Origin of the sequence: Streptomyces sp. NPDC053493, from assembly GCF_044544825.1 — a bacterium.
GTDB lineage: Bacteria > Actinomycetota > Actinomycetes > Streptomycetales > Streptomycetaceae > Streptomyces.
Genome location: NZ_JBITXS010000001.1, coordinates 996,029 through 1,020,526 on the forward strand (window position 1 = coordinate 996,029; position 24,498 = coordinate 1,020,526).

Annotated in this window: 26 protein-coding genes; 11 read left to right on the plus strand and 15 right to left on the minus strand. The window is 73.0% G+C overall.

The window, feature by feature from the left end; genetic code table 11:
* Nucleotides 1–99: 99 nt before the first annotated feature.
* Nucleotides 100–1,044 carry a LysR family transcriptional regulator gene (locus ACIGO8_RS04430; protein ID WP_399723595.1) on the minus strand — a complete coding sequence of 315 codons (945 nt, stop codon included), beginning with the start codon at nucleotides 1,042–1,044 and terminating at the stop codon, nucleotides 100–102.
* 78 nt (nucleotides 1,045–1,122) lie between these two features.
* On the opposite strand from ACIGO8_RS04430, the gene ACIGO8_RS04435 reads away from it, so the two are divergent.
* Both ACIGO8_RS04435 and ACIGO8_RS04440 read left to right on the plus strand, forming a co-directional pair.
* Nucleotides 1,123–1,800 carry an MOSC domain-containing protein gene (locus tag ACIGO8_RS04435; RefSeq protein ID WP_399723597.1) on the plus strand — a complete coding sequence of 226 codons (678 nt, stop codon included), beginning with the start codon at nucleotides 1,123–1,125 and terminating at the stop codon, nucleotides 1,798–1,800.
* A gap of 214 nt (nucleotides 1,801–2,014) precedes the next feature.
* Entirely contained in the window at nucleotides 2,015–2,788 is a 774-nt protein-coding gene (locus tag ACIGO8_RS04440) for an SDR family NAD(P)-dependent oxidoreductase (RefSeq protein WP_399723598.1), read from the plus strand.
* A gap of 63 nt (nucleotides 2,789–2,851) precedes the next feature.
* Here the strand turns inward: ACIGO8_RS04440 and ACIGO8_RS04445 are convergent, their stop codons facing one another.
* The gene (locus ACIGO8_RS04445) at nucleotides 2,852–4,402 is read right to left on the minus strand and encodes a right-handed parallel beta-helix repeat-containing protein (protein ID WP_399723600.1); all 1,551 of its coding nucleotides are present in this window, start codon (nucleotides 4,400–4,402) and stop codon (nucleotides 2,852–2,854) included.
* Nucleotides 4,399–6,258 carry a DUF2264 domain-containing protein gene (locus ACIGO8_RS04450; protein ID WP_399723602.1) on the minus strand — a complete coding sequence of 620 codons (1,860 nt, stop codon included), beginning with the start codon at nucleotides 6,256–6,258 and terminating at the stop codon, nucleotides 4,399–4,401. Before ACIGO8_RS04450 ends, ACIGO8_RS04445 begins: the two co-directional genes overlap by 4 nt.
* 160 nt (nucleotides 6,259–6,418) lie before the next feature.
* On the opposite strand from ACIGO8_RS04450, the gene ACIGO8_RS04455 reads away from it, so the two are divergent.
* The 6 genes from ACIGO8_RS04455 to ACIGO8_RS04480 all read left to right on the plus strand — a co-directional run bounded on the left by ACIGO8_RS04455 (nucleotide 6,419) and on the right by ACIGO8_RS04480 (nucleotide 12,461).
* Nucleotides 6,419–7,525, plus strand: coding sequence for a substrate-binding domain-containing protein (locus ACIGO8_RS04455; RefSeq protein WP_399723604.1), 1,107 nt, complete (start codon nucleotides 6,419–6,421; stop codon nucleotides 7,523–7,525).
* 100 nt (nucleotides 7,526–7,625) lie between these two features.
* Nucleotides 7,626–8,963, plus strand: coding sequence for an ABC transporter substrate-binding protein (locus tag ACIGO8_RS04460; RefSeq protein WP_399723606.1), 1,338 nt, complete (start codon nucleotides 7,626–7,628; stop codon nucleotides 8,961–8,963).
* 4 nt (nucleotides 8,964–8,967) lie between these two features.
* Nucleotides 8,968–9,858, plus strand: a complete 891-nt coding sequence (locus tag ACIGO8_RS04465) for a carbohydrate ABC transporter permease (protein ID WP_399723608.1) — start codon at nucleotides 8,968–8,970, stop codon at nucleotides 9,856–9,858.
* Nucleotides 9,855–10,706, plus strand: coding sequence for a carbohydrate ABC transporter permease (locus tag ACIGO8_RS04470; protein WP_399723610.1), 852 nt, complete (start codon nucleotides 9,855–9,857; stop codon nucleotides 10,704–10,706). Before ACIGO8_RS04465 ends, ACIGO8_RS04470 begins: the two co-directional genes overlap by 4 nt.
* Before the next feature lie 31 nt (nucleotides 10,707–10,737).
* A complete protein-coding gene (locus tag ACIGO8_RS04475) occupies nucleotides 10,738–11,757 on the plus strand; it encodes a hydroxyacid dehydrogenase (RefSeq protein ID WP_399723612.1) in 1,020 nt (339 codons plus the stop codon).
* Between the two features lie 59 nt (nucleotides 11,758–11,816).
* Nucleotides 11,817–12,461 carry an ester cyclase gene (locus ACIGO8_RS04480; RefSeq protein WP_399723614.1) on the plus strand — a complete coding sequence of 215 codons (645 nt, stop codon included), beginning with the start codon at nucleotides 11,817–11,819 and terminating at the stop codon, nucleotides 12,459–12,461.
* Between the two features lie 225 nt (nucleotides 12,462–12,686).
* On the opposite strand, the gene groL is transcribed toward ACIGO8_RS04480, so the two are convergent.
* The 4 genes from groL to ACIGO8_RS04500 form a co-directional block, all read right to left on the minus strand.
* Nucleotides 12,687–14,315, minus strand: coding sequence for a chaperonin GroEL (gene groL, locus ACIGO8_RS04485; protein WP_399723617.1), 1,629 nt, complete (start codon nucleotides 14,313–14,315; stop codon nucleotides 12,687–12,689).
* Between the two features lie 128 nt (nucleotides 14,316–14,443).
* The gene (gene groES, locus ACIGO8_RS04490; RefSeq protein ID WP_003998759.1) at nucleotides 14,444–14,752 is read right to left on the minus strand and encodes a co-chaperone GroES; all 309 of its coding nucleotides are present in this window, start codon (nucleotides 14,750–14,752) and stop codon (nucleotides 14,444–14,446) included.
* A gap of 174 nt (nucleotides 14,753–14,926) precedes the next feature.
* A complete protein-coding gene (locus ACIGO8_RS04495; protein ID WP_399723621.1) occupies nucleotides 14,927–15,196 on the minus strand; it encodes a hypothetical protein in 270 nt (89 codons plus the stop codon).
* Complete coding sequence (locus ACIGO8_RS04500; RefSeq protein ID WP_399723624.1) at nucleotides 15,193–16,128, minus strand: polysaccharide deacetylase family protein; 936 nt, start codon at nucleotides 16,126–16,128, stop codon at nucleotides 15,193–15,195. Before ACIGO8_RS04500 ends, ACIGO8_RS04495 begins: the two co-directional genes overlap by 4 nt.
* A 101-nt stretch (nucleotides 16,129–16,229) precedes the next feature.
* Between ACIGO8_RS04500 and ACIGO8_RS04505 the strand changes: the two genes are divergently transcribed.
* A complete protein-coding gene (locus ACIGO8_RS04505; RefSeq protein ID WP_399723627.1) occupies nucleotides 16,230–17,417 on the plus strand; it encodes a methyltransferase domain-containing protein in 1,188 nt (395 codons plus the stop codon).
* On the opposite strand, the gene ACIGO8_RS04510 is transcribed toward ACIGO8_RS04505, so the two are convergent.
* The 3 genes from ACIGO8_RS04510 to ACIGO8_RS04520 all read right to left on the minus strand — a co-directional run bounded on the left by ACIGO8_RS04510 (nucleotide 17,359) and on the right by ACIGO8_RS04520 (nucleotide 19,713).
* Entirely contained in the window at nucleotides 17,359–18,021 is a 663-nt protein-coding gene (locus ACIGO8_RS04510) for a hypothetical protein (RefSeq protein ID WP_399723630.1), read from the minus strand. The genes ACIGO8_RS04505 and ACIGO8_RS04510 overlap by 59 nt on opposite strands.
* Nucleotides 18,022–18,031: 10 nt before the next feature.
* Nucleotides 18,032–19,252, minus strand: a complete 1,221-nt coding sequence (locus ACIGO8_RS04515; protein WP_399724329.1) for an RNA polymerase sigma factor — start codon at nucleotides 19,250–19,252, stop codon at nucleotides 18,032–18,034.
* A 95-nt stretch (nucleotides 19,253–19,347) separates the two neighbouring features.
* Nucleotides 19,348–19,713: a YciI family protein gene (locus ACIGO8_RS04520; protein WP_399723633.1), complete on the minus strand. Its 366-nt coding sequence runs from the start codon at nucleotides 19,711–19,713 to the stop codon at nucleotides 19,348–19,350.
* Nucleotides 19,714–19,837: 124 nt separating this feature from the next.
* On the opposite strand from ACIGO8_RS04520, the gene ACIGO8_RS04525 reads away from it, so the two are divergent.
* Nucleotides 19,838–20,290, plus strand: coding sequence for a glutaredoxin domain-containing protein (locus ACIGO8_RS04525; protein WP_399723636.1), 453 nt, complete (start codon nucleotides 19,838–19,840; stop codon nucleotides 20,288–20,290).
* 42 nt (nucleotides 20,291–20,332) lie between these two features.
* On the opposite strand, the gene ACIGO8_RS04530 is transcribed toward ACIGO8_RS04525, so the two are convergent.
* Genes ACIGO8_RS04530 through tsaB form a run of 5 tightly spaced genes read right to left on the minus strand, consistent with a single transcriptional unit; the run spans nucleotide 20,333 to nucleotide 23,779 of the window.
* Nucleotides 20,333–21,196: a polysaccharide deacetylase family protein gene (locus tag ACIGO8_RS04530; protein WP_399723639.1), complete on the minus strand. Its 864-nt coding sequence runs from the start codon at nucleotides 21,194–21,196 to the stop codon at nucleotides 20,333–20,335.
* A gap of 46 nt (nucleotides 21,197–21,242) precedes the next feature.
* Complete coding sequence (locus ACIGO8_RS04535; RefSeq protein WP_399724331.1) at nucleotides 21,243–21,494, minus strand: hypothetical protein; 252 nt, start codon at nucleotides 21,492–21,494, stop codon at nucleotides 21,243–21,245.
* Between the two features lie 14 nt (nucleotides 21,495–21,508).
* Nucleotides 21,509–22,621 (minus strand): tRNA (adenosine(37)-N6)-threonylcarbamoyltransferase complex transferase subunit TsaD, encoded by a 1,113-nt coding sequence (gene tsaD / locus ACIGO8_RS04540; RefSeq protein WP_399723642.1) that lies wholly within the window; start codon nucleotides 22,619–22,621, stop codon nucleotides 21,509–21,511.
* On the minus strand, nucleotides 22,611–23,108 hold the full coding sequence (rimI, locus tag ACIGO8_RS04545; protein ID WP_399724334.1) for a ribosomal protein S18-alanine N-acetyltransferase: 498 nt from the start codon (nucleotides 23,106–23,108) through the stop codon (nucleotides 22,611–22,613). The genes tsaD and rimI overlap by 11 nt, the downstream gene beginning before the upstream one ends.
* 5 nt (nucleotides 23,109–23,113) lie before the next feature.
* Nucleotides 23,114–23,779: a tRNA (adenosine(37)-N6)-threonylcarbamoyltransferase complex dimerization subunit type 1 TsaB gene (gene tsaB / locus ACIGO8_RS04550; protein WP_399723644.1), complete on the minus strand. Its 666-nt coding sequence runs from the start codon at nucleotides 23,777–23,779 to the stop codon at nucleotides 23,114–23,116.
* Nucleotides 23,780–23,888: 109 nt separating this feature from the next.
* Here tsaB and ACIGO8_RS04555 point away from each other — a divergent pair, with 109 nt between their 5' ends.
* Nucleotides 23,889–24,458 (plus strand): L,D-transpeptidase, encoded by a 570-nt coding sequence (locus ACIGO8_RS04555; protein ID WP_399723647.1) that lies wholly within the window; start codon nucleotides 23,889–23,891, stop codon nucleotides 24,456–24,458.
* The last annotated feature ends 40 nt before the right edge of the window (nucleotides 24,459–24,498 follow it).

Here is a 24,498-nt window from a genome sequence, read left to right on the forward strand (position 1 = left end):
GCCGCGTTCACCCCGACGGCGGCACGCGAGGCCCCTACGGGGCGGAAAGTCCACCCGTACGGCCGGAGGCAGGACCACTCGTACGGCCGAGGCGGCGGGTCACCCGACCGGCGTCACGGCCCGGCCCGCGCCGCGCCCCGCGCCCCGGTTCGCGGCCCGGGTGAGCTCGTCGAGCGTCGCCGCGACGGCGGGCACCTGGGCGAGGTCCGGAAGGGTCAGCGCCACGATCTCCCGCTCCACGGCGGGTTCCACCCGCACCGTGACGGCTCCCCGCGGCCGTACGGACTCGATGGCGAGCTCCGGCAGGAAGGCCACGCCCAGACCCGCGCCCACCAGGCCCACCACGGCCGGGTAGTCGTCGGTGGCGAAGTCGATCCGGGGAGTGAAGCCGGCCCGCTCGCAGACGTCGACCAGCTGGCGGCGGCAGCGCGGGCAGCCCGCGATCCACGGGTCCTCGGCCAGTTCGCCGATCGTGACCGACTCCGCGCCGGCCAGCCGGTGCCCCTCCGGGACGAGCCCGACGAGCCGGTCGGCCAGGAGCGGGCGGACCACCAGGTCGTCCCAGGCGTCCGGACCGGCCGCCGGCCCGGCGCCGTAGCGGAAGGCGAGCGCCACGTCGCAGTCGCCCTCGCGCAGCATCTCCACCGACCGCGGCGGCTCGGCCTCGACCAGCGAGACGCGGGTGCCCGGATGGGCGGCGCGCAGCGCGGCCAGGGCGGTGGGGACGAGGGCGGAGCTGCCGCTCGGGAAGGAGACCAGGCGCACCCGGCCGGCCCGCAGCCCGGCGATGGCGGCGACCTCCTCCTCGGCGGCGGTCAGCCCGGCGAGGATGCCGGAGGCGTGCCGGACCAGCGCCTCGCCGGCCTGCGTGAGCCGCATCTCGCGGCCGGTGCGGACGAGCAGCGGCGTGCCGGCGGAGGCTTCGAGCGCCTTCATCTGCTGGCTCACCGCGGGCTGGGTGCAGCCGAGTTCGCGCGCGGCGGCGGAGAAGGAGCCGGTGGCGGCGACGGCGCGCAGGACGCGGAGGTGGCGGGCCTCGATCATAGGTCGAGCATAAGCGACTCTTGGATGGCGCGGCGAATATCGCTGGTCAGCTTTGAGAAGCCTGGTTAGGGTGCGCGCATGGAACTGCTGAGCGTGAACGTGGGCCGCCCCAAGACCGTGGAGTACACCAACGCCCCGTCCGGGACGACGGCCATCGACAAGCGGCCGGTCACCGGACCCGTACGGGTCGAGACGCCCGGGCCCGGAGCGACCAGTGGCGTGGCCGGGGACGCCGTCTGCGACCTGCGCTTCCACGGCGGTCCCGACCGGGCCGTCTACGCCTTCGCCCGCGAGGACCTGGACGCCTGGGAGCGCGAGCTCGGCCGTCCGCTCGCGGCCGGCTCCTTCGGCGAGAACCTCACCACCCGCGGTCTCGACGTCAACGGCGCCCTCATCGGCGAACGCTGGCGGATCGGCGAGGAGGTGGTGGTCGAGGTGACCGGCGGCCGCATCCCGTGCCGTACGTTCGCCGGCTTCGTCGAGGAGAGCGGCTGGGTCCGCCGCTTCAACGGCTCGGCGGCGGGTCCGGGCGCGCTGCTCCGGGTCGTCGTCCCGGGCGAGATCCGGGCCGGCGACCGGATGGAGGTCGTCCACCGCCCGGACCACGACGTCACCGTCGCCCGGCTGCACCACGCGGCGACGGCCGACCGGACGCAGCTGCCGGGCACGCTGGTCGCGGCGGAGTGGATGGAGTCGGGCCTGCTCGAACTCGCGCGCGGCTACACGGAGAAGTACGGGGACGCGTCCGGGTCCTGACCGGAAGGCGCCGTCGTCGCCCCGGCCGCGTCCGGGCCCGGCCCGGGACAACTCCGGGCGAAGTCTCGGGTCGGCGTAGGGGACAACTCCGGGCGAAGTCCCGGGTCGGCGTAGGGGACAACTCCGGGCGAAGTCCCGGGTCGGCGTCCGGGAGGGCCCGGGGTGCCGGTTTCCCACACACGTCGTTCACACGGCGCGGGCTAACGTGCCGCATATGACGACTGCACTGATTACGGGCGCGACCGCCGGCATCGGCGCCGCCTTCGCGCGGCGACTGGCCGCGGACGGACATGACGTGGTGCTCGTGGCACGCGATGTGAAGCGGCTGCGGGAGCAGGCGACCGAGCTGCACGACCGCCACGGCGTGGAGGCGGAGGTGCTGGCGGCGGACCTCTCCGAGGAGTCGGGGATCGCGTCCGTGGAGGCGCGGCTGAGCGACGCGAAGCGGCCGGTCGACCTGCTGGTGAACAACGCCGGCTTCGGCAACAAGGGCCGCTTCCTCGAGGTGTCCATGGCCGACGAGCTGAAGATGCTCAAGGTCCACTGCGAGGCGGTGCTGCGGCTGACGTCCGCGGCGACCGGGTCGATGCGGTCGCGGGGCCGCGGCGGCGTGGTGAACGTGGCCTCGGTGGCCGCGTTCGTGCCGCGCGGCACCTACGGGGCGTCGAAGGCGTGGGTGGTGCAGTTCACCCAGGGCGCGGCGCGCGACCTCGCGGGCAGCGGCGTGCGGCTGATGGCGCTGTGCCCGGGCTTTGTGCGGACGGAGTTCCACCAGCGGGCGGGCATGGGGACGGACAACATCCCGGGCTGGATGTGGCTGGACGCGGACAAGCTGGTGTCCACGGCGCTCGCCGACCTGGCCCGGGGACGGACGCTGTCCATCCCCGATCCCCGTTACAAGGCGCTGATGGGTGTGGTGAAGCTGGCCCCGCGCGGACTGCTCGGCGGGGTGTCGTCGAAGGCGGGCCGCAAGTACGGGCCGAAGTAGCCGCTCGGCCGGCGCCGTCGCCGGCGCCGTCGCGGCCGCGCGAGGAGCCGCCGGAGCCGCCGGTCAGTCGGACGCGACGCCGGGGCCCTCGTAGGCGCCGATGTTGGGGAGCGACGTCGCCGGCACGTCGTTCCCGAACCAGTCCCTGCCGCCGTTGTTCTCGATCAGGGTGCCGGCGGACAGGGCCGGGGAGCCGGTGCCGAGCCGGAGGTCCGGGCGGAGCAGCGGGTCGGCGTCGAGGCCGCCGGGGTTGGGGCGGGTCATGGTGACGCCGTGGAAGAGGTTGTGCGAGAAGGAGAGCCCGGGCGTCGGGTTCTTGAAGGCGTAGCCGCCGGGCGTGCCCTCGTTGACGAAGATGTTGTTGCGCAGGGCGAGTTCGTGACGGGTGGTGGCGGGGCTGCCGGCGTCGTCCTGGACGAGGTGGGCGGGCACGGTGGTCCGGTTCACGAAGGTGTTGTTGTAGATCTCGGTGCCGAGGATGGGGCCCCAGCAGTTCTGGATCAGCCGGGCGCCGTCGTCGACGCTGATGTTGTAGCGGACGACGGTGTCGAGGGTCCGGGCGCCGCTGTAGGGGCAGATCAGCAGGAAGCCGCCCTTGTTGTGGTGGCTGAGGTTGTACTGGAAGACAGTGCCCCGGGAGGCGCCGTCGGCGTCGAAGGACATCCCGTCCCGGGTGTTTCCGCCGCCCGATACCTCGTTGTGCTCGACGGTGGTGTCGTCGGTGTTGAAGGTCCAGATGCCGGCGTTGGCGGCGTTCGAGCGGAGCTGGAAGCCGTCGACGCGGTTGTGGTCGACGCGGGCGCCGCGGGTGGTGTCGAGCTTGATGCCGTCGCCGGCGATCGAGGTCAGGGTGTTGTGGTGGACGCGCACGCCGAGGCTGGGCGTCCAGGGGCCGGGATAGGCGGCGGGGTCCTGCTGGTCGCCGACGAGTTCGCGGCGGGAGAAGCGGGACTTGAAGTAGACGCCTTCGCGGTCGACGTCCCGGATGTCGTTGTGGTGGATGTCGAGGCCGTCGTACCAGCTGGGGACGGTGGTGCCCTCGACGGCCACGTGGATGGCACTGGAGCCGGTGAGGGTCTTGAAGTCGCCGCCGCGTACGTCGTGGATGGCGAGGTGGTCGAGGGTGATGCCCTGGGCGGCGCCGTAGTCGGCGAGGCGGAGGCGGACGCCGTTGCGTTCGGTGCCGGGCGCGGCGGCGTTGGTGATCTCCAGGCGGGTGAGCCGGACGTGACGGGTGTTGGCGAGCAGGACGGCGTCGTGGGCGCCGGCGCCGTCGACGACGGCGCGGCCGGGCGCGGAGCCGTAGTCGGCGATGGTGAAGGGGTACGCGGCGGAGCCCTCGCCCCGGGGCTGGAGGGTGCCGGTGCAGGTGGTGCCGCGGCGCAGCAGGAGCCGGTCGCCGGGCCCGTAGGGGTGGGCGTTGGCCTCGGCGAGGCTGGTCCAGGGGTGCTGGACGCTGCCGTCCGCGGGGCCGTCCCCGCCGGACCGCGCGGAGCAGTCGACGTAGTGGCGGTGGCCGGGCGGGGCGGCGGCCTGGGCGCCGGGTGCGGCGGCGAGCAGGGGCAGGGCGAGGGCGGCGGCGGCGAGAGCGGCGTGGGTACGGCGCTGGGTCACGGGTCCTCCGGGTCGGGGGCGTCGAGAGGGGCGAGGGCTGCCAGGTCGAGTCGTGCGGTGGTGCCGTTCTGCCAGGTCACGGTGAGGGTGTGGGGGCCGGTGACCTGGACGTGCGCGAGGGCGGTGACGGGAGCCGGGTCGGGTTCGGCGGTGAGGGAGGCGAGGGCGACGAAGAGGGCGGCGGGGCCGCGGGTGGTGCCGTGCAGGGCGGGCGTACGGGTGGGGCCGGGGCCCTGGAGGGTGGCGCCGGTGGGCAGGAGGGCGAGGTCCGGGTGATAGCCGTGGACCGGGTGGAGCTGGGAGACGGGCCCTCGGGCTCCGGTGGTCCAGCCGGTCTGCCGTACGGGTGTCCCTTCCTGGGCGCCGAGCACGAGGTGGGCGCGGACCTCGGCGCGGCCGTGGGCGAGGGTGGCGGACAGGACGCGGACGCCGGGCAGCGGGCGGTGGGCGGAGGCGGCCAGGCCGGGGCCGGTGCCGAGCGGTTCGGCGGGGCCGCGGGCGGTGGCGGTGCCGTCGGGCCCGAGCAGGGCGAAGTGGTTGTCGGCCGGGTCGGGCGCGGTGGTGGGTCCCGTACGGGTGGAGTAGGCGTGGCGGGAGTAGCCGGGGTCGGCGCCGTCGCCGACGTGGTTGCTGCCGTGGTTGTGGAGGCGGACGAGTCCGTCGGCGGCGGTGGTCTGGACGAGCAGGCCGGTGGGGCCGAAGGCCCGTACGGTGTCGGCGCGTTCGGCGGGCAGCGGTTCCTCGGCCGCCGTCCACACGGGGTGGTCGGCGGGGAGCAGCAGGCCGAGGAAGCCCTTGGACGCCCAGTAAGGGGATCCGGGGCCGGAGTAGGACTGGAGCACGGGTTCGTAGGGGCCGTGCCAGCCGAGGGTGAGCAGCCCGTTCTCGTCGGTGGCGCCGCGGTCGAGGAAGTGGCGCAGGGCGCCGGAGGCGAGCCGGCGGGTGGCGCCGGGGCCGAGCGGGGTGTGGCCGGTGAGCGCGCCGAGCCAGGGGGCCGCGGCGGCGGCGAAGCGGTAGGTCAGGGAACGCCCGTACGGGAGCGGTGCGCCGTTCGTGTCGAAGAGGTGGACGTAGTCGTCGAGGTGGGCGCGCAGACGGGGGCCGTAGCGGTCGAGGAGGGCGCGGTCTCCGGCGAGGTGGGCGTGCAGGACGGGGTAGAAGTGCAGGGCCCAGGCGTTGTAGTGGTCGAAGGCCCGGTTGTCGCCGTCGCTGTACCAGCCGTCGCCGAGGTACCAGTCCTCGATCCGGTCGAGGGAGCGGACGACGGTGGCGGCGGCCCGGTCGGTCTCGATGCCGGCGTCCTGGAGGAATCCGGCGACGGTGAGGCCGAAGAGCCACCAGTTGTTGTCGACGGGCGAGGGTTCGAGGGCGGGCAGGAGCCAGTCGACGGCGCGCCGGCGGACGTCGTCGTCGAGGTGGTCCCAGAGGCGGGTGCGGGTCAGGCGCAGGGCGAGGGCGACGGAGGCGGACTCGACGACCGCCTGGCGGGTGCCGGCCATCCGTGGCCAGGAGTCGGGCCCGTCGGTGCCGGGCTTCTCGGTGCCGGCGGCGAGCCCGGCGGCGTAGCGGTCGAGGTGGCGGTGCGGGTCGTCGCCGTGGGCGGCGGTCCGCAGGGCGGCGAGGAGGAAGGTGCGGGCGTAGCCCTCCAGGCCGTCGGAGCGGGTGCCGGACCAGCTGGGGCGCGGCCCGGGCAGGTCGACGAGGCCGAGGCCCGGGGAGGCGTACGGGCGGACGGCGAGGAGCAGCCGGTCGGCCCGCGCCTCCCAGTGGGCCCGGGTCCAGCCGGTGTACGGGCTGAGCGCACGGTCCTCGGGCTCGGGGTCCTCCGGCTCACGGTTCGGGGGCGGCGTGGGCATGATGCTCCCTGGGTGCCTGGGTGACGGCGGCGTCGCCCCGGAATCCTGAACACGCTCCGATCGAACGTCAAGAGAATCGGAGCGAATGATCGAAACTCCCGCCGTTCGATCATTTTGCTCTAAGGTCGGGAGTCCACCACCACCGCGAGGGGGAACCGCCGTGCGCGAGAGTGCCGCCGAACGACACGACCGACTGCTGGCCCTGGTGCGCGAACGCGGCACGGCCCGCGTCTCCGACCTGGCCGGACTGCTCGGGGTCTCCCCCGTCACCGCGCGCCGGGACGTGGAGGCGCTGGCCGCCAGGGGCCTGCTCGACCGGGTGCACGGCCAGGTGTCCTGGCCCGGCGCCACGGGCGCCGCGGCCGGAGCCGGCACGCCCGGCGGCCTGGTGCTCGGCCTGCTCGCGCCCTCCGCCACGTACTACTTCGCCGAGGTCATCCGGGGCGCCCACGAGGCCGCCGCCCGGGCCGGCGCCCGGCTCATCCTGCGGATCTCCGACTACCGGCCCGAGGAGGACCGGGCCCGCACCGAGGGCCTGCTCGCGGCGGGCGCCGAGGGCGTCCTGGTCGCACCCGGCTGGCGCGGGCCCGAGGACCGGCTCGCCTACGGCGACTGGCTGGCCGAACTGCCGGTGCCGGCCGTGCTCCTGGAACGGCGGGCCGACCCGGGCAGCCCGCTCGACGGCCTGGACCGGGTGGCGTCCGACCACGCGCACGGCGTGCTGCTCGCGCTGCGCCACCTGCTCGGCCTGGGCCGCGCCACGCCGCTGCTCGTGGCCCGCGGGGACAGCCCGACGGCGCTCGCGGTGCGGGCCGGCTACGCCGAGGCGCTCGGCACGCTGGGCCTGAAGGCGCCGCGGGCGGTCGTCGACTCCGTACCGGCGGAGTCCGACCCGGAGGGCTTCGAGCGGGCGGTGCGGGCGCTGCACGAGGCGGTGGAGTCGGGTCTCGCCGACGCGGCCCTGGTGCACAACGACGTGGACGCGATCCAGATCGTGCAGCGGCTCGCCGACCTCGGCGTGCGGGTGCCGGAGGACCTCGCCCTGATCGCGTACGACGACGAGGTCGCCGCCCTCGCCGACATCCCGCTCACGGCGGTCGCCCCGCCCAAGCGGCAGGTGGGCAGGCATGCCACGGAGCTCCTGGTGGAGCGGCTGACGGAGGCGCCGGAGGCGGGCGAGGAGGAGCCGGTGCGCCGGCACCTGAGCCTGCTGCCGCGGCTGCGGGTCCGGGCCTCGTGCGGGGCGCACGGATCGACAATCTCCTGATCTTTTTTCGATCAATCAATCTTTCGCTCTTGACTTCGCTCACGAACCGTCCCAGGATCACGGCCAACCCCGTCCACGCCGCCGTGTCAGGAGCCGTGCCGTGAGCCGTAGTTGGACCCGTTGGAGCAGAACCACCCGCGTCATAGCCGGCACCGCCACCGCCCTGGCCGTCCTCACGGCCTGCGGCGGGAGCGGTGACGACAGCGCCGGCGACGCCGGCAAGGGCACCGCGGACAAGCCCGTCACCCTCACCTTCTGGGGCTGGGCCAAGGGCTCCAAGGACGTGGTCGACGCCTTCAACGCCTCCCACCGGAACATCCGGGTGACGTTCGAGGAGATCCCCTCCGGCACCGCCGGCGGCTACGCCAAGATCTCCAACGCCGTGAAGGCGGGCAACGCGCCCGACCTCGTCTCCATCGAGTACTCCTCGCTCCCTGAGTTCGTCTCCTCCGGCGCCCTGCAGGACATCGGCGACCAGTTCACCGAGCAGGACCGCGCCAAGCTGCTTCCGCAGGCCGTGGAGCTCACCACCCTCGGCGGCAAGACCTGGGCCGTCCCCTTCGACGCCTCGCCGCAGGCCTTCTACTACCGCAAGGACCTGTTCGCGAAGTACGGCATCACCGTCCCCACGACCTGGGACGCGTTCAAGGCGGCCGCGGAGAAGGTCAAGAAGGCCGACGCCAAGGCCCGGATCGCCACCTTCTTCCCCGACGACCCCACCACCTTCGAGGCGATGGCCTGGCAGGCCGGCGCCCAGTGGTTCAAGGCCGAGAACGACACCTGGAAGATCGACACCACCGACCCGGCCACCACCAAGGTCGCGAACTACTGGCAGGGCCTCCTCGACGCCGACCTCGTCCACAAGAACGCCTCCTTCAGCCCCGAGTGGACCGGCTCCCTCAAGAACGGCACCACCCTCGGCTACCTCGGCGCGTCCTGGGGCGCCGGCGTCCTCAAGGGCACGCTGCCCGAGCAGAGCGGCAAGTGGGCGGTCGCGCCCATGCCGCACTGGGGCACACCCGCCAGCGGCATGCTCGGCGGCACCTCCTTCGCCGTCACCAAGAGCAGCGGCAAGAAGGCCGCCGCGGTCGAGTTCGCCGAGTGGATGTCCACCACCGAGGCCGGTGTGAAGGCCCGTATCGCCTCCGGCACCTCCAGCGCCTTCCCCGCCGCCTCCGCCCTGCGGCCGGTCGCCAGGTCGGCCTTCGACGCGAGCTTCTACGGCGGTCAGGACATCTACGCCCTCTTCGAGCAGGCCGGCGCCACCATCGAGGAGAACTGGGCCTGGGGACCGACCACCGGCACCACCAACACCACCGTCAAGGACCACTTCGGCAAGATCGCCAAGGGCGGCCCGACCATCGCCGACGCCGTCAAGGCCGGCCACGACGCCACCGTCGCCGAACTCACCAAGCGCGGCCTGAAGGTCGAGGGCTGATCGCGTGAAGGCCCGCACCCGCGCGGCGGCGACCCTGCTGACCCCGTTCTTCCTGCTCTTCACCGCGGTGATGGTGGTGCCGATCGGATACGCGGTCTGGCTCAGCCTCTTCACCGAGAAGCAGTCGGGACTCGGCTTCGGCGGCGCCGAGACCGTCTTCGGCGGACTCGACAACTACACCGCCGCGCTCGGTGACCGGGCCTTCCGCGAGGGCTTCGGCGTGCTGCTCGGATACTGCCTGCTCTACATCCCGCTGCTGCTCGCCGGGGCCCTCGGCCTCGCCCTGCTCCTCGACTCCGCGCTCGCCCGCGCCCGCCGCTTCTTCCAGCTCGCGCTGTTCCTGCCGCACGCCGTCCCCGGCATCATCGCCGCGCTGATCTGGGTCTACCTCTACACGCCCCAGCTCAGCCCGGTCGTCCACGCCATGGAGGCCGGCGGCGTCGGCTTCGACTTCTTCTCCCCTGCCGGCTCCCTCCCCTCCGTCGTCAACATCGCGCTGTGGGAATGGCTCGGCTACAACATGGTGATCTTCTACGCCGCGCTCCAGGCCGTCGACCGCTCCGTCCTGGAGGCCGCCACCGTCGACGGCGCCGGCGCCTGGCGCGTCGCGACCGGCATCAAGATCCCGCTGATCCGCCCCTCGCTCGTGATGGTCGCCCTCTTCACCGTCATCGGCTCGCTCCAGCTGTTCACCGAGCCGCTGATCCTCAACAAGGGCACCGGCTCGGCCGTCACCTCCACCTGGACCCCGAACATGTACGCCTACACGGCGGCCTTCGACCGCAACGACTACGGCCTCGCCGCGGCCTCCTCCGTGCTGCTCGCCCTGACGGCCGCGCTGCTCTCCTTCGCCGTCACCCGCCTGACCCGCCGCCGGAAGGACAGAGAGGCATGAGCAACCGCACCGCGAAGGTCTGGCTGTCCAAGGCGGCCGTCAACGGCGCCCTCGTCCTCGCCGTCGTCTACATGCTCTTCCCGCTCGTCTGGCTGCTCACCGCCGCCACCAAGGACGCCGGCGGACTCCTCGCCGGAAACGCCTTCTCCTTCGAGGGCTTCGACCTCGGCGGCAACCTGAGCCGCCTCGCCGCGTACAACGACGGCATCTACGGCCGCTGGTACCTCAACAGCCTGCTCTACGCGGGCCTCGGCGCCCTCGCCTGCTCGCTGGTCAGCGTCGCCGCCGGCTACGCCTTCGACAAGTACGACTTCCGGGGCAAGGAGAAGCTGTTCGGCCTCGTCCTCCTCGGCGTGCTCGTCCCCACCACCGCGCTCGCGCTGCCCATGTACCTGCTCGCCAGCGAGGTGGGCGTCGTCAACACCTACTGGGCCGTGCTGATCCCCGTCCTCGTCAACCCCTTCGGCGTCTACCTCGCCAGGGTCTTCAGCGCCGGCTACATCCCCGACGAGGCCCTGGAGGCCGCCCGCATCGACGGGGCCGGCGAGCTGCGCACCTTCTGGTCCATCGGTCTGCGCATGATCATGCCGGGCTTCGTGACCGTCTTCCTCTTCCAGTTCACCGCGATCTGGAACAACTTCTTCCTCCCCCTGGTGATGCTCTCCGACCAGAAGCTCTTCCCGCTGAGCCTCGGCCTCTACGCGTGGAACAGCAACGCCCACGCCGAACCCGACTACTACCCCCTCGTCGTCACCGGATCACTGCTCGCCGTCGTCCCGCTCGTCGTCGCCTTCGTCTCCCTCCAGCGCCACTGGAAGGCGGGTCTGACCGCCGGCAGCGTCAAGTGAGGAACGTCCCGTGAGGAGCCCAGGTCCCAGGATGCACCCGACCACCGACAACCGCCCTTCCCTCCTCCTCTGCATGGGCCCCGGCGTCGACGGACGCCTGCTCACCGACGCCCACCGCGCCCGGCTCGCCGCGCTCACCCGCACCGACCCGCGTCTGGTCGCCCACGACCTGACCGCGCCCGCGCCCGAGGCCGCCGCCGCGCTCGCCGAGGCCGAACTCCTGCTGACCTGCTGGGGCGCCACGCCGCTCACTGAGGAGGTCCTCGACCGCGCCCCGCGCCTCAAGGCCGTCGTCCACGCGGCCGGCTCGGTCAAGCACCACATCACCGAGGCCTGCTGGGCCCGCGGCATCCGCGTCACCTCGGCCGCCGCCGCCAACGCGCTGCCGGTCGCCGAGTACACCCTCGCCGCCATCCTCTTCGCCGGGAAGCAGGTGCTGCGCTCCGCCCAGCAGTACGCGCGCCTGCGCACCGACCAGGCCTGGACCGACGAGTCCGACGCCTGGGGCAACTACCGCAGGACCGTCGGCATCGTCGGCGCCTCCCGCATCGGCCGCCGGGTCCTCGACCTGCTGCGCCCCTTCGACCTCGACGTCCTGCTCTACGACCCGTACGTCACGGACGCCCCGCCCGGCACGGAACTCGTCGGACTCGACGAACTCTGCGCCCGCAGCACCGTCGTCTCCGTGCACGCGCCCCAGCTGCCCGCCACGTACCGGATGATCGGCGCGCCCCAGCTCGCCGCGATGCCCGACGGCGCGACGCTGATCAACACCGCCCGCGGCTCGCTCGTCGACGAGGACGCCCTGCTCCCGCATCTGCGGGCGGGCCGGCTGCACGCGGTCCTCGACGTGACCGATCCCGAACTCCCGCCGCCCGACTCGCCGTTGTACGAACTCCCGAACGTCCTGCTGACTCCGCACGTGGCCGGCTCCCTCGGCAACGAGCTGCACCGCATGGCCGACCAGGCGCTGGCGGAGATCGCCCGCTACGGCCGGGGCGAGCCGTTCGCGGAGGAGGTCAGGGCCTCGGACCTGACACGGTCGGCGTAGCCGTCCGGACCTAGACTGGAGAGGTCCAGCGGGTCCGGGGGGCGGCTCCGGGAGGCGCCATGAGCTTCGTACAGATCATCGACTGCAAGACCAGCCGGGTGGACGACCTCAACCGCCTCATGGACCGGTGGGTCGAGCAGACCAAGGGCAAGCGCACCGCCACCCACAGCATCGTCGGCACGGACCGGTCCGACGCCTCCCATGTCGTGGAGATCGTGGAGTTCCCGTCGTACGACGTGGCCATGCGCAATTCGCAGCTGCCGGAGACCGACAAGATCTTCCGGGAGATGGTCGCGCTCTGCGACGAGATGCCGACCTTCACGGATCTGGACGTGGTGCGGGACGAGGCGCTGTACAAGGCCAACGCCCGGCGCTTCTTCGAGATGCTCGCCGACGAGCCGGAGCTCGCGCTGCTCGACGAGGTGATCGCCGAGGGTTATCACGACCACGACCCGACCAACGAGCAGGACACCATCGGCATGGACGCGATGCGCCGCGAGGTGGAGATGTGGCGCGGCGGCTTCGACTTCGCCTTCACCGTCGAGGACCAGATGGCCGAGGGCGACCGCGTCTGCACCCGCTGGACCTGGACGGGCACCCATGTCGGCGACTTCATGGGGCTCCAGCCCACCGGCATGAAGGTGTCCATGACCGGGATCGTCATCCACCGCTTCCGCGACGACGGGAAGATCGCGGAGGGCTAGTGGCAGTACGACCTGCTGGGCCTGATGGGCCAGCTCGGAGCCGTGGAGGCCTGACCGGGACGAGGAGCCCGACGGGACGAGGAGGCGCCGCCGCCGAGCGGAGGAACGCCGCCGTCGAACGGCCTGGAAACGGGCGAGGCCCGGTGCTCCCGCGACGGGAGCACCGGGCCTCGCTCACGAGCTGAGGGCCGCGAGCCGGAGGCTACCGGCCGCGCGCTACGGAGCTCAGTGGGAGTGGCCGTGACCGTGGCCGTGGCCCGCGTCCGCCGGCTCCTCCTCCTTCTTCTCCACCACGAGGGTCTCGGTGGTGAGGAGCAGGGAGGCGATGGAGGCGGCGTTCTCGAGAGCGGAGCGCGTCACCTTGACCGGGTCGATGACGCCGGCCTTGACCAGGTCGCCGTACTCGCCGGTGGCGGCGTTGAAGCCCTGGCCCTTCTCCAGCTCCGCCACCTTCGCGGTGATGACGTAGCCCTCGAGGCCGGCGTTCTCGGCGATCCAGCGCAGCGGCTCGACGGCGGCGCGGCGGACGACCGCGACACCGGTGGCCTCGTCGCCGGTCTTGTCGAGGTTGCCCTCGAGGACCTTGACGGCGTGGACCAGCGCGGAGCCACCACCGGAGACGATGCCCTCCTCGACCGCGGCGCGGGTCGCGGAGATGGCGTCCTCCAGACGGTGCTTCTTCTCCTTCAGCTCCACCTCGGTGGCGGCGCCGACCTTGATCACGCACACGCCGCCGGCCAGCTTCGCGAGGCGCTCCTGGAGCTTCTCGCGGTCCCAGTCGGAGTCCGTGGCCTCGATCTCGGCCTTGATCTGGTTGACGCGGCCGAGGACGTCCTCGGAGGAGCCGGCGCCGTCCACGATCGTGGTGTCGTCCTTGGTGACGGTCACGCGGCGGGCGGTGCCCAGCACGTCGAGACCGGCCTGGTCGAGCTTGAGGCCGACCTCCTCGGAGATGACGGTGGCGCCGGTGAGGACGGCCATGTCCTGGAGCATCGCCTTGCGGCGGTCACCGAAGCCGGGCGCCTTGACGGCGACGGCGTTGAAGGTGCCGCGGATCTTGTTGACGACGAGGGTGGAGAGGGCCTCGCCCTCGACGTCCTCGGCGATGATCAGCAGCGGCTTGGAGCCACCGGCCTGGATGACCTTCTCGAGCAGCGGCAGGAGGTCCTGGATGGAGGAGATCTTGCCCTGGTTGATCAGGATGTACGGGTCGTCGAGGACGGCCTCCATACGCTCCTGGTCGCTGACCATGTACGGCGAGAGGTAGCCCTTGTCGAAGGCCATGCCCTCGGTGAAGTCGAGCTCCAGGCCGAAGGTGTTGGACTCCTCGACGGTGATGACACCGTCCTTGCCGACCTTGTCCATCGCCTCGGCGATGAGCTCGCCGACCTGCTGGTCCTGCGCGGAGAGCGCGGCGACGGCGGCGATGTCGGTCTTGTCGTCGATCGGACGCGCGGTGGCGAGGAGCTCGTCGGAGACGGCCTTGACGGCGGCGTCGATGCCCTTCTTCAGGGCGGCCGGGGAGGCGCCGGCGGCGACGTTGCGCAGACCCTCGCGGACCAGCGCCTGGGCCAGGACGGTGGCGGTGGTGGTGCCGTCACCCGCGATGTCGTTGGTCTTGGTCGCCACCTCCTTCACCAGCTGGGCGCCGAGGTTCTCGTACGGGTCCTCGATCTCGACCTCGCGGGCGATCGTGACACCGTCGTTGGTGATGGTGGGGGCGCCGAACTTCTTGTCGATGACGACGTTGCGGCCCTTGGGGCCGATCGTCACCTTCACCGTGTCGGCAAGCTTGTTGACGCCGCGCTCAAGGGCGCGACGGGCGTCCTCGTCGAACTTCAGGATCTTCGCCATGGGAGCGGTTCAGCCCTCTCGGAAATCGTAGAAAGAAACTGCGCCCCTGGCCGCCCGAGGAGATAGCCAGGGGGTCAGGGGCGCAGCTCAACGCATCTGTACAGGTGCCCTTGAAGGCCCTGGGTGACTTACTTCTCGATGATCGCGAGCACGTCGCGAGCCGAGAGGACGAGGTACTCCTCGCCGTTGTACTTCACCTCGGTGCCGCCGTACTTGCTGTACAGCACGATGTCGCCGGTCTTGACGTCGAGCGGCAGGCGCTCGCCGTTCTCGAAGCGGCCCGGGCCCACGGCCAGGACGACGCCCTCCTGGGGCTTCTCCTTGGCGGTGTCCGGGATGACCAGGCCAGAGGCGGTGGTCTGCTCGGCGTCGAGCGGCTGGACCACGATGCGGTCCTCGAGCGGCTTGATGGCAACCTTGGAGCTGGTGGTCGTCACGATCCGACCTCCCCCTTCGGAGATCTCACGGGGTTAACTGTCTGAGGTGGCGACCAGGTGGATCCGTCGTCGCGGGTGCCGGACCTGCCCGTCGCTGTGTTGGCACTCTCCTGCGGGGAGTGCCAGAGCCGAGACTATGACCGCGATTAGCACTCGGTCAAGCGGAGTGCCAATTCACGACCCCGTGGCGCCGACCTGGGGAACGTCTGACCGAGGCGGGCGGTTCCGGACGAGGGGCACGCCGGACACGACGGGAGCCGGAGACACCGACGGTCCCGGCCGCGCGGCCGGCTGGCGCGCGGCCCGGTGCGGGCGCGGGCCGACCTTCTCCGCCGCCTTGCGGCCGAGCCGCTCGATCGGGTCGACCGAGGACGCGCACGCCGGCAGGGCGAACAGCGCGCCGGTCAGGGCCAGGGCGGCGGTCAGCCGGCGCGCCCGGCTCATACGTAGTCCTCGAGCTTCGCCACCGCGTACCCCTTGGCCGTGACCGTCTTCATCACCTTGCGGATCATGTCCGGCATGGTGCCCTTCCAGTCCTCCTTGCCCCGGAAATGCGTGAGGATGATGTCGCCCGGGTGCAGGTCGCGGTCCCACTCGCGCCACTCCATGTGGTCCGGGAAGGCCTCCGCCGCCCACAGCGGGACCGCCTTGACGCCGCACGACTTGGCCGCGCGCAGGGTGTCCTCGTTGTAGTTGCCGTACGGCGGGCGGAAGAGCGGCGGCCGGGTGCCGAACCGCTTCTGGAGGATGTCCTGCATCCCGCAGATCTGCCGCTTCTGGTCGTCGTAGTCGAGACCGGGCAGATAGGGGTGGGTGAGCGTGTGGTTGTGCAGCGAGACGCCGGAGTCCCGCATCTTCTTGAAGTAGCCGTAGTCGTCCTTGACCAGGTAGTTGCTGAGGAAGGCGCTGTACGGGATCTTCAGCTCGCTCATCATCCGCAGCAGCGCGGGATCCTTCTCCGCGCCGTCGTCGATCGTCAGGAAGACGACCTTCTGCTTGGTCGGCACGGTGGTGAAGACCGGCGGCAGGCCGACGCCGTCGGTCTCGAAGCCCTTGCGGGTGGTGATCCTCGGCTTGACGGCGGGCGGCTCCGGCGCGTCGAGCGGAGGCTTCTCCAGGCCCCACTTCCGGGCGGCGGCCACCCGGGCGGCGCGCGTCTTGCGGACGCGTTCGACGTACGCGTCGAGTGCGCCGACGGCGCCGGCCCGGGGCTGCTCCTGACCGGCGGCCGGCTTGGCCGGTTCGGCCGCCTCGGGCCGCCCGTCGCCGCCGGGACCGGCGCAGGCGGAGCCGAGCGCGGCGACGGCCAGGACGGCCCCGGCCGCCCGTACGGCCAGAAAAATGGACTTCTGTTCCTTTTGTCTTACTAGCTGCATGGCGCCGCATCCTGTCAGCGCCGCCCCGCTCCACGGCCCCGACACCACCGGCACCGTCCGCACCATCCCCCGGGCGGCCCACACCCGCCCCGGCCGCCACAATGGGGCGGGTGACCGACCTCGCCGCCTTCACCGCCCTGCTCGCCCCCGAGGGCCAGGCCCTCCTCGCCGCGCTGCGCGACTACGACCCCGCCCAGGAACTGGCGGTCGCCTCCCGGCTGCGCCGCGACCACTCCGCCGACCTCGTCTCGGCGGCCCTCGGTCAGGCCCGTCTGCGGCAGCGGGCGGTGGCGAAGTTCGGCGCCGAGGACGCGTACCGGATGTACTTCACGCCCAACGGCGTCGAGCAGTCCACCCGGGCGACCGTCGGCGCCTACCGCGCCGCCCGCCTGAAGGAGCTCGGCGTGCGCAGCGTGGCCGACCTCTGCTCCGGCATCGGCGGCGACGCGCTCGCGCTCGCCCGCGCCGGGATCTCCGTCCTCGCCGTCGACCGCGACCCGCTGACCGCCGAGGCCGCCCGCGCCAACGCCGCCGCGCTCGGCCTCGCGGACCTGGTCGAGGTGCGGTGCGCCGACGTCACGGAGATCGACACCAGCCCGTACGACGCGGTCTTCGTCGACCCGGCGCGGCGCGGCGGCCGGGGCCGCGTCTTCGACCCGGAGGCCTACTCGCCGCCGCTGTCCTGGGCGGTCGAGGCGGCCCGCAAGGCCCCGCACGCGGCCCTCAAGATCGCTCCCGGCATCCCGCACGAGGCCGTGCCCGAGGAGGCCGAGGCGGAGTGGATCTCGGACGGCGGCGACGTGAAGGAGGCGGTGCTGTGGTTCGGCACCGAGCCCGGAGCCCGCCGCGCGACGCTGCTGCCCGGCGGCGCGAGCCTCCTGGGCGAGGGCCTGCCCGACCCGCGGGTCCGTCCCGTCGGCCGCTACCTCTACGAGCCCGACGGCGCCGTCATCCGCGCGCACCTGGTCGCCGAGGTGGCCCGGGAGCTGGACGGCGGCCTGATCGACGAGACCATCGCCTACGTCACGGCCGACACGCTCACCGCGACCCCGTACGCCACCGCCTACGAGATCACCGACGAACTCCCGTTCAACCTCAAGAAGCTGAAGGCGCTGCTGCGCGAGCGCGAGGTCGGCACGCTGACGGTGAAGAAGCGCGGCTCGGCCGTCGAGCCGGAGGAGATCCGCCGCAAGGTGAAGCCGAAGGGCCCGCACTCCGCGACCGTGCTGCTCACTCGGGTCGCGGGAGCTCCGACGATGCTGATCGGGCACCCGGCGCCGCGCCCGTGAGGCGGACGGCGAGGCGGTAGTGGCCGACGGCCTTCGCCAGGCCGGTGAGGCCCGTGATCCACAGGATCAGGGCGACGCCCATGCCGTAGACGACCGGACCGTAGCCGCCCTCGCGGGTGGCGCCGGCCGGGACGGCGAAGGACAGCCACAGGCCGAAGCCGCACATCAGGGCGGACAGCAGCATCCAGCAGCTGCTCAGCACCGGCGCGCGCAGCCGGGCGTCCGTGGGGCCGTGCCGGTCCAGGACCGCCCACAGGACCAGCCGCTCGCGCACGACCCTGTCCCTGCGCAGGCTCCGGACGGTCAGCCAGACCGCCGGGCCGAGGACGCACAGGCCGAGGGCGGCCACGATCAGCCCGACGAGGAACGTGATCGGGTCGAGGATCGCGCCGTCGAGCGAGGTCAGCAGCACGCCGACCAGGCTCCAGCCGAGCTGGAGCAGCAGGAACCAGGTCAGGAACAGCGCGAGCCGCCCGCCGCCGAGCAGCCGCCGGCCCAGCTCGTCGAGCGCCAGCGCCCGGTCGACGAGCCGCGCCTCCCGGTCGGGCCAGTTCTGGATCTCGGCGGGCGGAGGCGGCGGAGGCAACGGCGTACGCGGGGACATGCCAAAAAGCCTAAGTCCCGTGTCCTGGAGCGGATTCGCGGGCCCGCCGGAGGAGCAGGCTCCGCTCCCGCTCGTTACGGGTGAGGGCGGCGGCCCGTTGGAACTCGGCCCGGGCCTCGGCGCCGCGGCCGAGCCGGGCCAGCAGGTCGCCGCGGACGCTCGGCAGCAGGTGGTAGCGGTCCAGGCCGGGCGCGGCGGCGGCCAGGGCGTCGACGAGCGCCAGGCCCGCCTCCGGGCCCTCCGCCCGCGACACGGCGACCGCGCGGTTGAGCTCGACGACCGGCGAGGGCGCGACGGCGGCGAGCCGCCCGTAGAGCGCGGCGATGGTGGCCCAGTCCGTCTCCTCGTACGTCGCCGCGCGGGCGTGGCAGGCGGCGACGGCGGCCTGGAGGGTGTACGGTCCGCCCGCGCCGCCCTCCTGGACGGCCCGCTCGAGAGCGGCGTAACCGCGCCGGATCAGCAGCCGGTTCCAGCGGCTGCGGTCCTGGTCCGCGAGCAGCACGGGCGCGCCGTCCGGCCCGGTCCTGGCCGCCGTGCGCGAGGCCTGGATCTCCAGCAGGGCGGCCAGGCCGTGGACTTCGCCCTCCTTCGGCATGAGCGCGGCGAGGCCGCGGGCGAGCCGCAGCGCGTCCTCGCACAGGCCGGGCCGCAGCAGGTCGTCGCCCGCGGTCGCCGCGTAGCCCTCGTTGAAGATCAGATAGATGACCTCGAGGACCGAGCCGAGGCGGGCCGCCCGGTCCTCGCCGTACGGCACCTCGAAGGGCACCGCCGCCTTCGCGAGCGTCCGCTTGGCCCGCACGATCCGCTGGGCGACCGTCGCCTCCGGCACGAGGAAGGCGCGGGCGATCTCGTCCGTGCGCAGTCCGCCGACGAGCCGCAGCGTCAGGGCCGTGCGGGCCTCGGCGGACAGCACCGGATGGCAGGCGGTGAAGACCAGCCGCAGCACGTCGTCGTCGATGTCGCCGGGACCCGAGGGCTCGGGGTCGTACGACTCCTCGGTGAGCTCGCGGCCGGCCTCCGCGAGCTTGCGGGCGTACGTCTCGCGCCGCCGCACCAGGTCGACGGCCCGGTGCTTGGCCGCGGCCGTCAGCCAGGCGCCGGGCCGGTCGGGAACGCCGTCCCGGGGCCACTGCTCCAGGGCGGCGACGAGCGCGTCCTGGGCGATCTCCTCGGCGATGCCGACGTCCCGGACGATGCGCGCCACGGTCGCGACGATCCGCGCGGACTCCATCCGATAGACCGTCTCGAGCGTGCTGTCCACCGTCACGTCTCACATGACAGCACGGACCACTGACAGCCGCCGGGAGCGGCGGGGCGGGCAGGCGCTCAGGCGCCCGGCATCTCCTCGACCTCGCGGACCTCCAGGCCCACCTTCCAGTGCGGCGGGTGGACGGCCAGGAAGCGCCTGCCCCACTCGACCGCCTCGGCCATGTCCTTGCACTGCAGCATGGCGTAGCCGCCGACGACCTCCTTGGTCTCGGTGAACGGGCCGTCCGTGTAGGACAGCTTCCCGTCCTGCCAGGTGATCCGGGTGGCCTCGGCGGTGGGCCGGAGGCCGGCGGTGTCGACCATGGCGCCCGCCTTGGTGATCTCCTCGAAGAGCGCGCCCATGCGCTCGTCGAAGCCGGGGTCGGCGGAGGCCATGTCGATGGTGTTCTCCTCGATGCGGACGAGGGAGAGGTAGCGGGGCATGGTGACTCCTCGGGATGCGGTGGCGGGGCCGTTCCCCGCCTTCCACTCATACGTCGAACGGCATCCGCCCGCATCGACACCGCGCCGGAGGTTTTTTCCGCCGCCTCGACTAGCCTTCCGCCTCATGACACGCACGTGGATCCCGCCCCTGGCGCTGGTGCTCTGCGGCTCGGCCCTCGCGGCCGGTTCGGTGCTGCGAGGGAGCCCGGGCCGGGGCCTGACGTTCCTGGTGCTCTTCGTGGTGCTCGCGGGCCTGCTGTCGCCGCTTGCCTTCCCGCGGGCGGTCGGCGCGCGGGAGGCGCAGCGCCGCAGCGCGGCCGACGGCCGGCCCGTCGTGTACTGGCGGCCGGGCTGCACGTACTGTCTGCGGCTGCGCCTCCGGCTGGGCGCGAGCGGCCGGCGGGCGCACTGGGTCGACATCTGGCGGGATCCCGAGGGCGCGGCGGCGGTACGGGCGGCCAACGGCGGCGACGAGACCGTGCCGACCGTGGTGGTCGCGGGCCGGGCGCACACCAATCCCGATCCGGCCTGGGTGCGCGAGCAGCTCCGCCGGACCGCGGCCGGGCCGCGGACGTAGCCCTCGGGCGGAGTCCTCGGACGTAGCCCTACGGCCCGGGCCTCAGACGTAGTCCTCCAGGCGCGCCACCGTGAAGCCCTGCTCCTGGATGTGCCGGAACAGGTTCGCCGTCATCTCCGTCATCGTCGTGCCCTTGAGCTCGGACGGGCCGCGGAAGTGGGCCAGGATGATGTCGCCGGGGTGGAGCTTCTTGTCGCCGCGCTGGTACTGCATGTTCGTGATCTGCATGGACTCGCGCCACAGCACGATCGCGTCGGTGCCGCACCGCGCGGCCGCGGCCCGGGTGGCCTCGTTCCAGTTGCCGTAGGGCGGGCGCAGCAGCCGCGGCCGCTTCCCGTACCGCTCCGCCAGCTTCTCCTGCTGGCCGCATATCTCCTTGCGCTGGGCCTCCTGGGAGAGGGTGCGCAGGTTGGGGTGGGTGAGGGTGTGGTTGGCGACGCCGTGGCCCTGGGCGACGAGCGGGGTGAAGTAGCCGTAGTCGGCGCGGATGGCGGCGTCGGTGAGGAACATCGTCACCGGCACCTTGAGGTCCTTCATCATCGCGACGAACTCCGGGTCCTTCTCGGCGCCGTCGTCGATGGTGACGAAGACGACCTTCTCGGAGGTCGGGATGTCGCTGATGACGGGGACCGGGCCGCCGGCCGGGCGGGTCACCGGCTTCTTCGCGGGCGGGGCGGGCGGCGCGGCGAAGGGCTTCAGGCCCCACTTGCGGTAGGCGGCGGCGCGCTGGTCGGGTGCCTCGGGTGCCGTGTTCCCCTCGGGTGCCTTGTTCCCGGCGCGGGCGGAGGGCGCCGCGCTCGTCGGCGTGGCCGGGTGGTCGGGAGTGTCGGCGTCGGCGACCGTGCAGCCGGTCGCGAACAGGGCGACGGCGGTCAGCGCCGCCCACAGCGCGAGGGTCTTCTTCACGCGCTGTGGGATGCCTGAATCGAACGAAAGGTTGCTTCCGGTACGACTATCCGACCGCGGCGACCGATTCGAAACGCCAGCGGTGCACCGGACGCGTGGTCAGGCCCGCCGCCGGCTCCGGCAGTTCCGGCAGCTCCGCGTCCAGGCCGTCCGCCGTCTCCCACCACGTCAGCACGAGGACCCGGTCCTGCGGGGCGCGGAAGGTCTCCCGGCGCAGCGGTACGCCGTCCAGGGCCTGCTCCCGCGCCCAGGCGAGGAGTTCGGCGCCGCGGCCCTCGGCCGCCCGCGCCTCCCACATCAGGGTGACCGTGGTCACGAGTACAGGTTCTCCTTGCTGACCTCGTGCACGTGGTCGTGGTCGTGGACGTGGTCGTGCGCCACGCCCGGCACGTGCGACTCCGTCACCGGCAGCGAGGAGTCCGCCGACAGCTCCAGGTCGGAGGCGGCCCGGCCACGGGCCACCATCTCCGCGCCCAGCGCCGCCACCATCGCGCCGTTGTCGGTGCACAGGCCCGGCCGCGGCACCCGCAGCCGGATCCCGGCCCGCTCGCAGCGCTCCTCGGCGAGCGCCCGCAGCCGCGAGTTGGCGGCCACGCCGCCGCCGATCATCAGGTGGTCGACGCCCTCGTCCTTGCAGGCCCGGACGGCCTTGCGGGTGAGCACGTCGACGACCGCCTCCTGGAAGGACGCGGCGACGTCGCGTACGGGCACGTCCTCGCCCGCGGCCCGCTTGGCCTCGATCCAGCGGGCCACGGCGGTCTTCAGACCGGAGAAGGAGAAGTCGTACGCCGGGTCCTTGGCGCCCGTCAGACCGCGCGGGAACGCGATCGCCGCCGGGTCGCCCTCCTTGGCGAGCCGGTCGATGACCGGGCCGCCCGGGAAGCCGAGGTCGAGCACCCGCGCGATCTTGTCGAAGGCCTCGCCGGCCGCGTCGTCGATCGTCGCGCCCATCGGCCGGACGTCGGAGGTGATGTCGGAGGAGAGCAGCAGCGAGGAGTGCCCGCCGGAGACCAGCAGCGCCATCGTCGGCTCGGGCAGCCGGCCGTGCTCCAGCTGGTCGACGCAGATGTGCGAGGCCAGGTGGTTGACGCCGTAGAGCGGCTTGCCGAGCGCGTACGCGTACGCCTTGGCCGCCGAGACGCCGACGAGCAGCGCGCCGGCCAGCCCGGGCCCGGCGGTGACGGCGATGCCGTCCAGGTCGCGTGCGGAGATCCCGGCCTGCTTCAAGGCGCGTTCGATCGTCGGGACCATGGCCTCCAGGTGGGCGCGGGAGGCGATCTCGGGCACGACGCCGCCGAAGCGGGCGTGGGTGTCGACGCTGGAGGCGACGGCGTCGGCGAGCAGCGTGGTCCCGTGGACGATGCCGACGCCGGTCTCGTCGCAGGAGGTCTCGATGCCGAGTACGAGCGGTTCGTCAGCAGCCATCTGAATCAGTCTCTGTTCCTTGAACGGTGTGTCGCATCACGAGCGCGTCCACGTTGCCGGGCTGGTAGTAGCCGCGGCGGAATCCGATGGGCTCGAAGCCGAAGCGCTCGTACAGCTTCTGGGCCCGGGTGTTGTCCACGCGCACCTCGAGGAGGACCTCCTCGCACTCGAAGGCGGTGGCGGCCTGCAGGAGGTCGGTGAGCAATCGCGCGCCGAGGCCGGTGCCCCACTGGTCGCGGGCGACGGCGATGGTCTGCACGTCGCCGAGCCCGCCGGCCGCGGCGAGCCCCGCGTAGCCGACGAGACGCCCGTCGGCCGGGTCCTCCGCCACGCTGTAGTGGCGGGTCGCGCGCGGACCGCGGGCGTGCGCCAGCTCGGACCAGAACATGCCCTCGGACCAGGCGTCCTCGGGAAACAGCTCGGCTTCGAGCGCGAGCACGGGCTCGACGTCCCACCAGCGCATCTCGCGGAGCACGGCCCCGGTCACGGCGGTCACTTCGGCGTGACCACCTTGTAGTTCTTCGGCACCTGCGCGTCGGGGCGGCGCAGGTACATCGGCAGCGGGTCGAGGAAGCCCGCCGCGCCGTCGCCGCCCGCGGCCAGCTTCTCGGCCGCGAGGGCGGCGAGCGCGGCGGCCGACTGGTGCTCCGGGTCGCGGGCGTCGGGGAAGGCCTCCGGGTAGAGCCGGGCGCCGGCGCCGACGACGGGCAGGCCCGCCAGCCGCTCGGCGATGTCGGCGGGCCGGTCCACGGAGGCGTCGCCGACGCGGGTGCGGGAGTCCTCGTAGCGCGCCCAGTAGACCTCCTTGCGGCGCGCGTCCGTGGCGACGGCGAACGGCTCGTCGATCCCGGAGGCGTACGCGAGGCCGTCCAGCGTGCACAGGCCGTGCACCGGCACACCGAGCGCGGAGGAGAAGGCGGCGGCGGTGACGAGGCCGACGCGCAGTCCGGTGTACGGGCCGGGGCCGACGCCGACCACGATGCCGGTGAGCGCGTCGAGCTTCAGCCCGGCCTCCTTCAGCACTCCGTCGACGGCGGGCAGCAGCAGCTCCCCGTGCCGGCGGGCGTCGACCTGGCTCGACCGGGCGACGACGGAGTCGCCGTCGTGGAGGGCGACGGTGACGGCGGGTGTGGCGGTATCCATGGCGAGCAAGAGCACGCGAACAGCCTACGGCGCCGGGCACGGAGGTGCGGCGCCCCGCCCCTTGAGGGTGACGGCTGCTACGGTCAGGCACCGATACGTAGGTACGACAGAAGGTGGGCGCACGGTGGCAAGGAGCAGCTCGGGATTCGTGGCCGGGCTCACCGCGGCGGCCGTCGTCGCGGTCGGCTTCCTCGCCTATCAGGCCGCGGCCCACGCGCCGTCGCCGGCCGAGCTCGCGGCGCAGCCGCGCACGCCCACCACGGCGCCCACGACTCCGGCGACGGACGCGCCGAAGCAGCCGCGCAAGGACCCGCTGGCGCTGCCGGCGGGCTCGGGCACGGGCGAGCGCGTGGTCTACGCGCTGGCCGACCGCCGGGTGTGGCTGGTCGACGCGAAGAACCAGGTCACGCACACCTTCACGGTCATGCCGAGCACCGTCTCGCCGCCGCCGGGCTCCTACGCGGTGACCTCCCGCTCGGGCGCGGTGCGCGGCTCGGACGGCGTGCAGATCGAGCACGTCGTCCGCTTCGCGACGGTCCAGGACGTGTCGATCGGCTTCAGCGCGGCGGTCGACGGCTCGACGCCGAGCCCGGACCCGTCACGCAAGACGGGCGGCATCCGGATGAAGCGCGCGGACGGCGACGCGATGTGGACGTTCGCGTCGATCGGCGCGAAGGTCGTCGTGGTGGCGTAAGCCGTACGAGGCGGGGGCCGCGTCGCGGACGACGACGGGT

Coding starts and splice junctions, on each gene's coding strand:
- ACIGO8_RS04430 (WP_399723595.1), bottom strand. CDS start 1,044: ATGATCGAGGCCCGCCACCTCCGCGTCCTGCGCGCCGTCGCCGCCACC.
- ACIGO8_RS04435 (WP_399723597.1), top strand. CDS start 1,123: ATGGAACTGCTGAGCGTGAACGTGGGCCGCCCCAAGACCGTGGAGTAC.
- ACIGO8_RS04440 (WP_399723598.1), top strand. CDS start 2,015: ATGACGACTGCACTGATTACGGGCGCGACCGCCGGCATCGGCGCCGCC.
- ACIGO8_RS04450 (WP_399723602.1), bottom strand. CDS start 6,258: ATGCCCACGCCGCCCCCGAACCGTGAGCCGGAGGACCCCGAGCCCGAG.
- ACIGO8_RS04470 (WP_399723610.1), top strand. CDS start 9,855: ATGAGCAACCGCACCGCGAAGGTCTGGCTGTCCAAGGCGGCCGTCAAC.
- ACIGO8_RS04475 (WP_399723612.1), top strand. CDS start 10,738: ATGCACCCGACCACCGACAACCGCCCTTCCCTCCTCCTCTGCATGGGC.
- ACIGO8_RS04480 (WP_399723614.1), top strand. CDS start 11,817: ATGAGCTTCGTACAGATCATCGACTGCAAGACCAGCCGGGTGGACGAC.
- groL (WP_399723617.1), bottom strand. CDS start 14,315: ATGGCGAAGATCCTGAAGTTCGACGAGGACGCCCGTCGCGCCCTTGAG.
- ACIGO8_RS04495 (WP_399723621.1), bottom strand. CDS start 15,196: ATGAGCCGGGCGCGCCGGCTGACCGCCGCCCTGGCCCTGACCGGCGCG.
- ACIGO8_RS04500 (WP_399723624.1), bottom strand. CDS start 16,128: ATGCAGCTAGTAAGACAAAAGGAACAGAAGTCCATTTTTCTGGCCGTA.
- ACIGO8_RS04505 (WP_399723627.1), top strand. CDS start 16,230: ATGGGGCGGGTGACCGACCTCGCCGCCTTCACCGCCCTGCTCGCCCCC.
- ACIGO8_RS04510 (WP_399723630.1), bottom strand. CDS start 18,021: ATGTCCCCGCGTACGCCGTTGCCTCCGCCGCCTCCGCCCGCCGAGATC.
- ACIGO8_RS04515 (WP_399724329.1), bottom strand. CDS start 19,252: ATGGAGTCCGCGCGGATCGTCGCGACCGTGGCGCGCATCGTCCGGGAC.
- ACIGO8_RS04520 (WP_399723633.1), bottom strand. CDS start 19,713: ATGCCCCGCTACCTCTCCCTCGTCCGCATCGAGGAGAACACCATCGAC.
- ACIGO8_RS04525 (WP_399723636.1), top strand. CDS start 19,838: ATGACACGCACGTGGATCCCGCCCCTGGCGCTGGTGCTCTGCGGCTCG.
- ACIGO8_RS04535 (WP_399724331.1), bottom strand. CDS start 21,494: ATGTGGGAGGCGCGGGCGGCCGAGGGCCGCGGCGCCGAACTCCTCGCC.
- tsaD (WP_399723642.1), bottom strand. CDS start 22,621: ATGGCTGCTGACGAACCGCTCGTACTCGGCATCGAGACCTCCTGCGAC.